Genomic DNA, 11,959 nt, shown 5'->3' with positions numbered 1-11,959 from the left:
ACGATATTAGTATCGTTAAGCTTTAAGTTATAAATTTAATCCTTTAATAATCTGTATCGGTTATTTAGGACTAGACAAGCTACTGCGTTTATTTATAAACCTCTTTTACAAAGTCATCAAAACTTACTTCTTTCGCTTTTAATTTTACATTCTCTTTATAGAAAGTCAATAATTTCTGACTCATCAATTGTTCAGATAAACGTTTTGCTTCCTCTTGATTACCCAAAATTCTACCTGCAATTTCATCTAATTCTTTTTCTTCAGGATTTGCATTACCATACTGTGCCATTTGACTTTTAATAAAGCCTTTAGCAAACTCCTTTAATTCTTCAAAAGTTACTTGTAAATTATTCTCTTTACTAATTTTACCTTCAATAAGTTGGTAACGTAATCCTTTTTCAGAACGCGTATATTCTTCTTCAGCTTCTTGTTCAGTTAATTGTTTTTCACCAGCCACTGCGATCCATTTTTGTAAAAATTCTGCAGGTAAATCAAATTTTGTGCTTTCAATTAAACCTTCCGTTACTGCATTTAGTAATTGCTGATCTGATTGTTGTTCAAATTGCTTTTCAGCATCTTCTTTTAAACGACTTTTGAATTCTTTTTCATCTTTAACAACGCCTTCTCCAAATAATTTATCATATAATTCTTGATTCAAATCTGCTGGTTCGGTTTCCGAAATTTCTTCAACTGTAAATTGAACTTCAATATCTAATCCATGAGCATCATCATGAGCTACACCTAAATGGTTTTGCAACAAATGATCATCAGTAAAAAGTCCTTTTGTTTTTAACGTAATAACATCACCTACTTTTGCACCAACAAATAATTTTTTATTGGTTTTACCTTTTACTTTATCTAACTTAAAAGTTGACTTTTTCTCAATCTCTTTTTCTTCATTAACAAACGTACCTGTTATATTTGAATTCTCAGCTATTTCAGTTTGAGAAATCATTTTACCATAACGTTCTTGAATATTCTCTATTTGATCATTCAACATCTTTTTATCAGCAACAATTTTATAACTCATTATTGCTTTTTTAGGTTGTAAATTCACTTCAAACTGAGGTGCTAAACCTAATTCAAATTCAAAAGAGAATTGATCAGCATCCCATGAAAAATCCTCTTGAGTCTTAGGTAATGGATTTCCTAAAATATCTAACTTTTCTTCAACCAAAAATTTACTTAAAGATTCTTGCAATAATTTATTTACCTCATCAATAAGAACAGGCTTTTCATATTGCTTTTTAACCAAGCTCATTGGCACGTGCCCCTTTCTGAAACCTGGAATATTTGCTTTTTTACGATAATCTTGTAAAATCTCTGCTACTTTGTTTTGATAATCTTCCTCTGTAATATTAATTTTTACAACAGCATTTAAATCATCAATATTTTCTTTAGTAATATTCATCTTATATTTCTTTTCTTTAATGTTGGAATAATGCAAAATCGCTTTAGCGAGTGCAAAATTAGTAAATTTCTACTATATAACAAGTTAAGACATCTGTTTTTGTTGATCTTCCTTTAAAAAGGAATAAAGTATTGATTGAAAAAAGGATAACAGTAAACTAAATAGTAAAGCGTACCAAAAACCTGATACTGCAAAACCATCCACCAACTTATCAGCCAATAATATAATACCTGCATTTATTACAAATAGAAAAATACCAAGAGTTAATATTGTTAAGGGTAGTGTAAAAAGTATAATTAACGGTTTTACAAAAACACGTAACAACCCCAACACTATCGCTACAATTACAGCCGTTGAATACGAATCTACATAAACACCTGGTAAAATTTTTGCTAAAATAACCACAGCTATAGCCGTCAATAACATTTTTAAAACTAATTTCATATTTATTTGTTTTTTATATTCATAAATAGATACACTATTCGTTTTCCATTTCTTATCTAATTTTATAAAAAAGAGTCTGATAGAACCAAATGTATGTGCACCCAAACATCTCTTACGAGAACAAACTAAACAGTCAACATATATGCCAAAGCACTATTCGTTTAAAAAACTGACAACATAGCTGTAAAAATCATTAGGATTCTCTGCATGTAACCAATGTCCTGCTTTTTTGACAGTTTTCACTGTTGCTTTTGGAAAATGAGCTGTAATTAATGAAATATCACTATCTGCAATATAACCTGAATTTTCTCCTTTTAAAAATAAAGTATCTCCTTCAAATACTGATAAAGAAGGTAAAGGAGCACCTATTTCATCAATATTCTCAATTAGCCCTTCCAAATTAAATCTAAATGCAAGTTGCTCTTTTGATTTCCAGTACACATTCTTAAGTAAAAATTGACGCGTACCCCAATCTGAAATGTATTTTTTTAAAACTTCCTCAACCGCACCTCTCGTTTTTTGTTTTGAAAAATCAATCGCCGATAAACCTTCAAAAATCAAATCGTGATGCCGAGGATAAAACTTGGGACCAATATCTGCAACAATCAATTTATTCATTTTTTTGGGATAGGTTACTGCAAATAACATAGCCACTTTTCCGCCCATAGAGTGTCCTATTAAATTTACTCGACTAAGTTTATGAAAATCAATATAATTTGACAAATCTTCAACCATTACTTCATAGTCAAAGTTATCTGAATGAAAACTTCTACCATGATTACGCTGATCTATTAAATGAACTTCATAATGTTCTGCAAACTTATTTGCTAAGGTTTTCCAATTATCACTCATACCCAAAAGACCATGTAATATAATTAATGGTTCTCCTTGACCTTGAATTTTAGAATACAATACTTCCATTATTTTAATTTATGTAAATATAAGTTTACCACATTCTCTAATCCTAAATATAAGGCTTCAGATATTAAGGCATGTCCAATTGACACTTCCAATAAATTAGGTATATTTTTAGCAAAAAATTGAACATTATCTAAACTTAAGTCATGACCCGCATTTATTCCTAAACCTAGTTCTGTAGCTAAATTCGCAGATGCCACATATGGCTTTATCGCTTCTTTATTTCCCAATCCATATTCCGTTGCAAATGCTTCTGTATAAAGCTCTATTCGCTCTGCTCCTGTCTTTACTGCGGCTTCTATTAAACCCAAGTCAGGATCCATAAAAATTGAAGTTCTTATACCATTTCTCTTAAATTCAGTAACTACTTCGGTTAAATATGATTGATTTTTAATAGTATCCCAACCTGCATTTGAGGTAATCGCATTAATTCCGTCTGGCACCAAAGTTACTTGAGTGGGCTTAATAGCCAATACTAAATCTATAAACTTTTTTATAGGATTCCCTTCAATATTATATTCCGTAGTTACAGTCGGTTTTAAATCATATGCATCCTGATACCTAATATGCCTTTCATCAGGCCTTGGGTGTATTGTAATACCCTGAGCTCCAAACTCCTGAACATCTACAGCTACACTCACCAAATTTGGAGTATCTCCACCTCTTGAATTTCTTAATGTGGCAATTTTATTAATATTTACACTTAATTTTGTCATTTGTCGTTTATTGATTAAACAATTTTATGTAGGACTTACCTTGGGGTTCATTCGATTATATACAGGTAAGCTTTAACCTTCAATAAAATTTACAAAAACAAAATTAGTGTATTTGTAGTTTAATTTTAGTTATTTTGCAACATAATATGATAACATCAGATTACATATCAAAAGACGTAAGGGCATTGCAGACGACTGACAAGGTCAGCAAAGCCAAAGGATTATTTAATCTACTTACATTCACGCACCTGCCAGTTATTGAGCAAGGAAATTTCATGGGGTTAATCGCTGAAAATGATGTACAAACAATTACAGATGATGATCAATTAATATCTGAATATAGCTATTTATTTCAATCGTTTTTTGCTCGTAAAAACACAAATTGGTTTGAGTTACTAAAAATATTTGCCTTAAATGAAGCTACTATTATTCCTGTGGTAACAGAAAAGTTAAAGTATTTAGGTTATTATGAATTAGCTGATATTTTACACATCTTTAATAGCACCCCATTCTTAAACCAAAGCGGTGCCGTTATGGTCGTTTCTAAAGGAGTTAGCGAATATTCCTTTAGTGAAATTTCTCAAATTGTAGAATCTAACAATGCAAAATTACTTGGTGCTTTTATTTCAAATATTAATAAAGAAACTGCAGAGATTACAATTAAAATAAGTGATCATGATCTGAACAACACCATTCAATCTTTTAGACGATATAATTATACGATATTGAATAGTTTTCATGTAGATGAGTATCTAAATACATTAAAAGAGAGGTCAGATTATTTACAAAAATATTTAGACATTTAGTCATAAAACCAAAACATGAAAGTAGGTATTTACGGACAATATTATAAAGGAGAAGCCATTAGTTATATAGAAATTCTATTAAAAACATTGGCGGCAAAAAATATTGATGTTTTTATTGAAGAAAATTTTTATGACCTTATTAAGGTTAATAATTTCCCTGAGAAAGAATACCAAACCTTTAGTAGTTACAAAGATTTAGACAATTCTTTTGAAGTGATGCTAACCGTTGGTGGTGATGGTACCTTTTTAAGAGCGGTTACCTATGTTAGAGATTTAGACATTCCAATTTTAGGTATTAATATTGGTAGATTAGGTTTTTTAGCAACGATACAAAAAGACAGTATTTCTGAAGCTATTAATTTATTAATTACCAGAAAGTACACCATTAATGAAAGAACGTTACTCAGCGTGACTTCAAATAAAAAAAATGATGACCTTTCAGAAATTAACTTTGCCTTAAACGAAATTGCAGTTAGTAGAAGAAATACAACTTCAATGATTACGGTTGAATCTTATTTAAATGATGAATATTTAACTTCTTACTGGGCAGATGGTTTAATTGTAGCTACACCTACTGGATCTACAGGTTACTCTTTGAGTTGCGGCGGACCAGTAATTACTCCAAATACCAAAAGTTTGGTATTAACACCAATTGCCCCTCATAATTTGAATGCAAGACCTTTGGTTATACCCGAAAACACAAACATCAAATTAAAAATAATTGCAAGGGAAAAACAAGCTTTATTATCATTAGATTCTCGAACAACTACCATTGATAGTAACTCGGTAATTACCATTAAAAAAGCTGATTTTTCACTAAAAACCATACAATTAGATCAACAAACTTTCTTTAAAACACTTAGAGAAAAATTGCTTTGGGGAGAAGACAAACGCAACTAAAAATCTTTTATTAACAGTATTTTGTGAAAACTTAACGGTCTTGCCAACAATATTTTATCATTAAAACTGTTTATCAAAAAAGGAAGTTTTATCCTTTTAAACCTGATAGATTTAACTATATTTGCAAACATTTTTGAAAATGAGAAAAAGGCTATTATTTACTATTTTTGTACTAATTACAAGTATTTCATCAGCACAACTTTACGAAGCTGGAGTCTTTTTAGGCGGTAGTAATTACGTTGGTGATATTGGCTCTGAATATTATATTCAACCCAATAGAATTGCCGTTGGAGGTGTTGCTAAGTTTAATTACACTCCCAGAATTACATTTAGAGCTACGGGTATATATACACGCCTCCATGATGATGATAGTAGAGCACAAAGTAGTGTGAGGCAAGACAGAGGTCTCCAATTTAGAAATTCAGTATTGGAAGCGGCTTTAGGCGTAGAATTTAGCTTCTTTAAATACAGTCTTAATAAAACAGGTTTTACACAAACACCTTACATAATAGCACAAGTAGGAGCGGTAAATTATTCAACAATTGGACCTGATGGTGATAAAAAAAGAACAACCTCAGTAGTTTTCCCGGTTGGTCTTGGCTATAAAATGAAGTTGATGGAAAATGTGGGAATTGCACTGGAAACATCTTTTAGATATACTTTTAAAGATGTTATTGACGGCAACAACCATGCAATTGATGATAGTAGATTTACTTTTGGAAACCCAAACAGCGATGATTGGTATGTTTTTACAGGCATTACAATAGTTTATGCCTTTGGCAGACCAGGTTGCTATACGGGTGCCTTTTAACATACAATGGATAAATTAACACAAATAAACACCGAAAAAAAGCCAAAACATGTTGCTGTAATTATGGATGGCAATGGTCGTTGGGCTAAACAGAAAGGAATGCTTAGAGTTTTTGGGCATCGCAATGGCGTTAAAGCTGTAAAACAAACTGTTGAAGCTGCTTCAGAAATCGGTATTGAAGTTCTTACCCTATATGCTTTTTCAACAGAAAATTGGAACCGTCCAAAAACGGAAGTAAAAGCCTTAATGAAAATTTTAGTGAGTTCGCTAAAAGATGAATTAGAAACATTTCAAAAAAATAATATCCGACTTCAGACGATAGGTCAAACTCAAAATTTGCCAAAAAAAGCTCAAAAAGAACTACTTGAAGTTATTGAATTGACCAAAAATAATACTTCTATGGTGTTAAATTTGGCATTAAGCTATGGGTCGAGAGAAGAAATTGTTAATACTATTAAAAATATTTCTAAAAAAGTTGTTAATAAGCAGCTTTCGATCGAAGAAATTGATGAAAATATTATAAATAATCATTTATATACATTTACTTTGCCCGACGTTGATTTTTTGATACGTACTAGTGGTGAAAAACGCATCAGTAATTTTTTATTATGGCAAATTGCCTATGCAGAATTATACTTTACTGATGTATTATGGCCAGATTTTAGAAAAGAAGATTTTTTTAAAGCAATCTTAGATTATCAATGTCGAGAAAGACGCTTTGGAAAAATTAGTGAACAAATTCAAAACAATAATGATTAGAAAACTAAAGGTCAACCTATTACTCTTAGTATTTACACTAACAGCATTTTTAAGTAATGCACAAGACATCCCCCAAACAACTACAAAAACTGCAGACACCATAATTGCACCTTCTGCAATTGATAGCCTTGCCATAAAAGCTACTGATTCAGTTCCCGTAAAAAAAATAAATATTGAAGATGTTAATTTCAGCAAAGTAAACAGTTATATACTTGGTGGGATTTCTGTCAAGGGTAATGAGCAATTTTCTGATCAATCAATTACCGTTTTTTCTGAATTAAGAGTCGGTCAACCCATAAAAATTCCTGGTGATAAATTAACTGGAGCGATAAAAAAATTGTGGAACTCAAAATTGTTTAGCAATGTTGATGTGTATGTCACAAAAATAGATGATAAAACTATTTATTTAGAATTTGAGGTACAAGAACTTACCAAAATAAGCTCTGTTACAGTTGAGGGCGTTAAAAAAAATAAAGGAGAAGAACTTATCAAAGAAACCGAGTTTAAAAAGGGAGCAATGCTTACCGAAAACCTTTTAACTACTACTAAAAACTATATTAAAAAGAAATATATTGATAAGGGTTTCTTAAAAACTAAAGTTAACATCAATACCAAAGTTGATACTACTGATAATAATGCCGAAAAAGCATTAATTGTTATTGATAAAGGCAATAAAATAAAAATAAAAAACTTACGCTTCAGCGGTAACGTAAAGCATGAAGATAAGTGGCTTGCAAAGCAACTTAAAAAAACAAAGGAAAAGAAGTTTTATCGTTTTTGGAAACCTTCTAAATATATTGAAGAAGAATACGAGGCTGACTTAGAGAAATTAATCGGAAAATATCAAGAAAAAGGATATCGTGATGCTCAAATTTTAAAAGATTCTATCTCGTGGAATGATGACAACACCATCAACCTAGATATTACAGTAAACGAAGGTAAAAAATATTATTTTGGTAATATTGAATTCTTAGGAAATACCGTTTATTCGGATACTATCTTACAAGAATTCATTGGATTAGAAAAAGGAGACATCTATAATGGTAAATTATTGAATGAACGTATAAAGGGAGACGGATCTCCAGACTCTCAAGACATAACAAACTTCTACCTGAATAATGGTTACTTATTTTCTAGTGTTATCCCTGTAGAAACCAAAGTAGAAAATGACACCATTGATATTCAGATTAGAATTAGAGAAGATGAACCTGCAAATATTAGAAAAATAACACTTGTAGGTAACGAAGTAACCAATGACTATGTGCTATTGAGAGAAATGCGTACCATGCCAGGTCAATTATTTAGTAGAGAAGATATTATACGTACGATTAGAGAGGTAGGACAACTTCCATATATTGACCCAGAAAGTATTGTACCAGATGTACAACCAAATTATGCTGATAAAACAGTTGATATTGAATATAGTGTTGTTGAAAAAGGTGCCAGTCAAATAGAATTACAAGGTGGTTTTGGTGGTAGTACTTTTATAGGAACTTTAGGATTGTCTTTTAGTAACTTTTCAATAAAGAATATTTTTAAAGGTAGTGAATATAAACCTGTTCCGAGAGGAGATGGACAGAGTGTTGCATTGCGTGCTCAAGCAAGTCGTTTTTCTAATTCGTATAGTTTATCATTTACGGAACCATGGTTTGGAGGTAAAAAACCAAAATCATTATCATTATCGGTATATAGTTCTAGCCAATTTAGCTACAATTACCAAACAAATAAAGTTGATAAAAACCAAAAATTAAATATTATTGGTGCTACATTAGCATTAAATCAACGTTTAAAATGGCCCGATGATTATTTCACATTATCAACTGCTATAAGTTACCAACGTTTTAATCTAGATAACTTTTTCTTAGGTACTTTTGGATTTAACAATGGTATTTCAAACAATTTATCTTTAGGTCTTAACTTTAGCAGAAGTTCCGCCGGTTATAATCCGATATTTCCAACCTTGGGTTCAACTTTTAGTATAGGTGCTAAGTTAACACCTCCATATTCATTGTTTGATAGTAAAGATAAAGATTATGAAAATTTAACTTCTGCAGAGCGTTTCAAGTTACTAGAATATTACAAACTTAATTTTAGTGGTAAGTGGTTTAGTAAAATAATGGGAAAACCTCAACACGAACTTGTTTTGATGTCTAACGTTGAATTTGGTTTCTTAGGTGCTTATAATAACGAATTAGGTGTTTCGCCTTTCGAACGTTTTTACTTAGGTGGAGATGGTCTAGCTTCGGGCCAATTTGATGGAAGAACAACAGTTGGTTTGCGTGGATACGAAAATAATAGCTTATCTTCTAACTTAGGAAGTACTATCTATAACAAATTTTCATTAGAACTTCGTTATCCCATAACTTTAAAACCAACCGCTTCAATTTACGTATTAGGGTTTTTAGAAGGAGGTAAAGCATTTGATGATTTTAATAATTTTGCACCATTTAATTTAAAACGTTCAGCTGGAGCAGGTATTAGAATACATATGCCAGCATTTGGTTTACTTGGTATAGATTTCGCTAAAGGATTTGATACTGACCTAGTTACACCAGGTCAATCTGTACATTTTATTATTGGTCAACAATTCTAACTAAATTAGTACATTTGCAATATATTTACTTTGGCACGGTTTTTTCTAAATACACATTGTAACATGATACGTAAATTAATTTTTATACTAACTTTATTCGTAACTACTGTACTGGTAGCTCAAAAGCCACAAAAAATAGCATACATAGATATGCAATACATTCTAGACAATGTACCTGAATATGTTGATGCAGAATCTAGACTAAAGGCAAAAGTGATTACTTGGCAACAAAAATTAGATGCGATAAAGAGTGATGTTGAAGCTTTAAAGACAGATTTAAGTAACGAAAAAGCATTATTAACTGATGATTTAATTGGTGAAAAAGAAGAAGATATTGAAATCAGAGAGCTCGATTTAAAGAATTTACAAGCTGCTTATTTTGGACCAAACGGAGATATGTTCTTTTTACGCCAACAGTTAGTGAAACCTGTACAAGATCAAATATTTAATGCGGTACAAGAAATAGCCTTAGCCAAAAAATATGATATTGTTTTTGACAAGTCTAGTGATTTGGTTATGCTTTACTCTAATGGTCAATATGACATTAGTGAGTTAGTATTAAATAAAATTGTAAAAGGCCGTAAAATTAAAGAGATTGCAGAAAAAAAAGTAGAACGAACAGAAGCCCAAGAAGCTGCTGTTGACAAAGCTAAAACAAAAGCAGAAGAAAGAAAAACTAAAAACGATGCTTTACGAGAAAAAATTAGATTACAAAATGAAGCTAAAGCACAAAAAAGACAGGAATCTATAAAAGCAAAAGAAGAAGCACGAAAAAAACGTTTAGAATTTATTGCCAAACAAAAAGAAGATAGAGCTGCAGCAATAAAGCAAAAACAAGACACAACGAAAACGGGTCAATAAAAAAGATATTGACTTTAATGACACTAATCAATAATACAAGGAACAACAATAAACAATAATTAATAAATTAAAAACAAATGAAACTATTTAAAAATCTACTATTAACAAGTGTATTAATTTTGGGAGCTATGACCGTGAATGCACAGTCTAAAGTAGCACATATTAACACTGACGAATTAGTTGCGGCCATGCCAGAAACTAAACAGATGCAAGAAGAGCTTAAAAAAGTGGTACAAGCTTACGATGCTGATTTCAAAGAACAATCAACTGCATTACAAACAAAAATGCAAAAATATGATAAAGAAGCACCTACTCAAACAGATGCTGAAAATCAAAAAAGATTACAAGAAGTTCAAGATGCACAACGTAAGTTACAAATGTATCAACAAACTGCTCGTGAAGAATTACAAAAAAAGGAGTTTGATTTATACAAACCTATAGCAGAAAGAGCTCAAAAAGCTATTGATGCCGTTGCAGCAGCAAAAGGATTTGATTATGTTATTGACTCTACTCCAGGTAAAGGATTAGTTGTTTTTAAAGGTACTGATTTAATGGCTGATGTTAAATCTAACTTAGGTATTAAATAAGATTTTATCTAAAGTAGATTAAAATAAAAAATCCCGTTCTAAACGGGATTTTTTATTTTTAATACACAAAAGGTAGCAATGCATTATCTTATATTTGTAATATGACTTCTACAAATCCTATTGGTGTTTTTGATTCTGGCATTGGCGGTATTTCTATTTGGAAAGAAATGGTTCACTATTTACCCAATGAAAACACTATTTATCTTGCAGACAGTAAAAATGCTCCTTATGGTGAAAGGTCAAAAGAAGAAATTATAAGTCTAAGCGTAAAAAACACGGAGTTACTTTTAAAAAAAAATTGCAAGCTTATTGTTGTTGCATGCAATACCGCCACGACAAATGCCATAGATTATCTTAGATCAAATTATGATGTACCGTTTATTGGTATTGAACCGGCTATTAAACCGGCCGCATTAAACACTAAAACAAACGCTATTGGTATTTTAGCTACTAAAGGAACACTAAGTAGTGATTTATTCCATAGTACTTCACAAAAGTTTACAGAGGGCATTAACGTCATTGAAACTATTGGAGAAGGATTAGTACCTTTAATAGAAAATGATCAAATAAATAGTATTGAAATGGAACATCTGTTGCAAAAATTTTTACAACCTATGTTACGTCAAAAAATAGATTATCTAGTATTGGGTTGCAGTCACTACCCTTTTTTGATACCTCAAATTAAAAAAATAGTTGGAAATAAGATTACCATTATTGATTCTGGTGAAGCTGTTGCCAGACAAACCAAAGCCATTTTAGAACGTAATAATATATTAAATAATTCAACTACAAAACCTAGTCATAAAGTATTTAGCAATGCTGATATTAAAACGTTAGCGAGAATTGTTAACAGCATTGACACATCGGCATCTGTAGCTTTTTTGAACTTCTAAAATTACCTATCAATTACTATTAAAAAGTTATAAAAAAAAAGACAGCTAAGAAACTTAGCTGTCTAAGATTTTGGGATATTATTTTTTGTCGCTAAACACTTATGAAAATACCCAAAAAAGAAAAGGCAAAACCTTTTCTAAGTAGACTGCTAAGATACAAATATTTTTTATATTCCATAAAAATATTTAAAAAATTGTATGTTCAAATACCTAAAACTACGTAGTTCCTTTTATTATCTACTTAAATAGTAAATAGATTT

Annotated in this window: 12 protein-coding genes; 8 read left to right on the top strand and 4 right to left on the bottom strand. The window is 30.8% G+C overall.

Annotation, left to right across the window (positions count from 1 at the left end):
- Positions 1–88: 88 nt before the first annotated feature.
- From tig to JBL43_RS17740, 4 genes are all read right to left on the bottom strand, one after another.
- Complete coding sequence (gene tig, locus JBL43_RS17755) at positions 89–1,411, bottom strand: trigger factor (RefSeq protein WP_198842735.1); 1,323 nt, start codon at positions 1,409–1,411, stop codon at positions 89–91.
- A gap of 84 nt (positions 1,412–1,495) precedes the next feature.
- The gene (locus JBL43_RS17750; RefSeq protein WP_198842734.1) at positions 1,496–1,855 is read right to left on the bottom strand and encodes a phage holin family protein; all 360 of its coding nucleotides are present in this window, start codon (positions 1,853–1,855) and stop codon (positions 1,496–1,498) included.
- 153 nt (positions 1,856–2,008) lie between these two features.
- Positions 2,009–2,776 (bottom strand): alpha/beta fold hydrolase, encoded by a 768-nt coding sequence (locus JBL43_RS17745; protein WP_198842733.1) that lies wholly within the window; start codon positions 2,774–2,776, stop codon positions 2,009–2,011.
- Complete coding sequence (locus JBL43_RS17740; protein WP_198842732.1) at positions 2,776–3,489, bottom strand: pyridoxine 5'-phosphate synthase; 714 nt, start codon at positions 3,487–3,489, stop codon at positions 2,776–2,778. Before JBL43_RS17740 ends, JBL43_RS17745 begins: the two co-directional genes overlap by 1 nt.
- 146 nt (positions 3,490–3,635) lie before the next feature.
- Between JBL43_RS17740 and JBL43_RS17735 the strand changes: the two genes are divergently transcribed.
- The 8 genes from JBL43_RS17735 (at position 3,636) to murI (ending at position 11,699) form a co-directional block, all read left to right on the top strand.
- Positions 3,636–4,295 carry a CBS domain-containing protein gene (locus JBL43_RS17735; RefSeq protein WP_198842731.1) on the top strand — a complete coding sequence of 220 codons (660 nt, stop codon included), beginning with the start codon at positions 3,636–3,638 and terminating at the stop codon, positions 4,293–4,295.
- A 15-nt stretch (positions 4,296–4,310) separates the two neighbouring features.
- Positions 4,311–5,195, top strand: a complete 885-nt coding sequence (locus JBL43_RS17730; protein ID WP_198842730.1) for an NAD kinase — start codon at positions 4,311–4,313, stop codon at positions 5,193–5,195.
- Between the two features lie 139 nt (positions 5,196–5,334).
- Positions 5,335–6,006: a type IX secretion system protein PorG gene (porG, locus tag JBL43_RS17725; RefSeq protein WP_198842729.1), complete on the top strand. Its 672-nt coding sequence runs from the start codon at positions 5,335–5,337 to the stop codon at positions 6,004–6,006.
- Between the two features lie 6 nt (positions 6,007–6,012).
- Positions 6,013–6,765 (top strand): undecaprenyl pyrophosphate synthase, encoded by a 753-nt coding sequence (uppS, locus tag JBL43_RS17720; protein WP_198842728.1) that lies wholly within the window; start codon positions 6,013–6,015, stop codon positions 6,763–6,765.
- Complete coding sequence (bamA, locus tag JBL43_RS17715) at positions 6,758–9,358, top strand: outer membrane protein assembly factor BamA (RefSeq protein WP_198842727.1); 2,601 nt, start codon at positions 6,758–6,760, stop codon at positions 9,356–9,358. Before uppS ends, bamA begins: the two co-directional genes overlap by 8 nt.
- 63 nt (positions 9,359–9,421) lie before the next feature.
- On the top strand, positions 9,422–10,219 hold the full coding sequence (locus tag JBL43_RS17710; protein ID WP_198842726.1) for an OmpH/Skp family outer membrane protein: 798 nt from the start codon (positions 9,422–9,424) through the stop codon (positions 10,217–10,219).
- Between the two features lie 77 nt (positions 10,220–10,296).
- The gene (locus JBL43_RS17705) at positions 10,297–10,806 is read left to right on the top strand and encodes an OmpH/Skp family outer membrane protein (RefSeq protein WP_198842725.1); all 510 of its coding nucleotides are present in this window, start codon (positions 10,297–10,299) and stop codon (positions 10,804–10,806) included.
- Positions 10,807–10,907: 101 nt separating this feature from the next.
- The gene (murI, locus tag JBL43_RS17700) at positions 10,908–11,699 is read left to right on the top strand and encodes a glutamate racemase (RefSeq protein WP_198842724.1); all 792 of its coding nucleotides are present in this window, start codon (positions 10,908–10,910) and stop codon (positions 11,697–11,699) included.
- Positions 11,700–11,959 lie beyond the last annotated feature (260 nt).

The sequence above is a fragment of the Aureibaculum flavum genome, from assembly GCF_016406085.1.
Taxonomy (GTDB): Bacteria; Bacteroidota; Bacteroidia; order Flavobacteriales; family Flavobacteriaceae; genus Aureibaculum; species Aureibaculum flavum.
The sequence above is the reverse complement of the archived record's forward strand: the minus strand, read 5'-3'. Positions and strand labels throughout refer to the sequence as shown.

Excerpts from the sequence above, each read along its gene's own strand:
- tig (WP_198842735.1), bottom strand. The coding sequence starts at position 1,411 with ATGAATATTACTAAAGAAAATATTGATGATTTAAATGCTGTTGTAAAA.
- JBL43_RS17735 (WP_198842731.1), top strand. The coding sequence starts at position 3,636 with ATGATAACATCAGATTACATATCAAAAGACGTAAGGGCATTGCAGACG.
- JBL43_RS17710 (WP_198842726.1), top strand. The coding sequence starts at position 9,422 with ATGATACGTAAATTAATTTTTATACTAACTTTATTCGTAACTACTGTA.
- JBL43_RS17750 (WP_198842734.1), bottom strand. The coding sequence starts at position 1,855 with ATGAAATTAGTTTTAAAAATGTTATTGACGGCTATAGCTGTGGTTATT.
- JBL43_RS17740 (WP_198842732.1), bottom strand. The coding sequence starts at position 3,489 with ATGACAAAATTAAGTGTAAATATTAATAAAATTGCCACATTAAGAAAT.
- porG (WP_198842729.1), top strand. The coding sequence starts at position 5,335 with ATGAGAAAAAGGCTATTATTTACTATTTTTGTACTAATTACAAGTATT.
- uppS (WP_198842728.1), top strand. The coding sequence starts at position 6,013 with ATGGATAAATTAACACAAATAAACACCGAAAAAAAGCCAAAACATGTT.
- JBL43_RS17730 (WP_198842730.1), top strand. The coding sequence starts at position 4,311 with ATGAAAGTAGGTATTTACGGACAATATTATAAAGGAGAAGCCATTAGT.
- bamA (WP_198842727.1), top strand. The coding sequence starts at position 6,758 with ATGATTAGAAAACTAAAGGTCAACCTATTACTCTTAGTATTTACACTA.
- murI (WP_198842724.1), top strand. The coding sequence starts at position 10,908 with ATGACTTCTACAAATCCTATTGGTGTTTTTGATTCTGGCATTGGCGGT.
- JBL43_RS17705 (WP_198842725.1), top strand. The coding sequence starts at position 10,297 with ATGAAACTATTTAAAAATCTACTATTAACAAGTGTATTAATTTTGGGA.
- JBL43_RS17745 (WP_198842733.1), bottom strand. The coding sequence starts at position 2,776 with ATGGAAGTATTGTATTCTAAAATTCAAGGTCAAGGAGAACCATTAATT.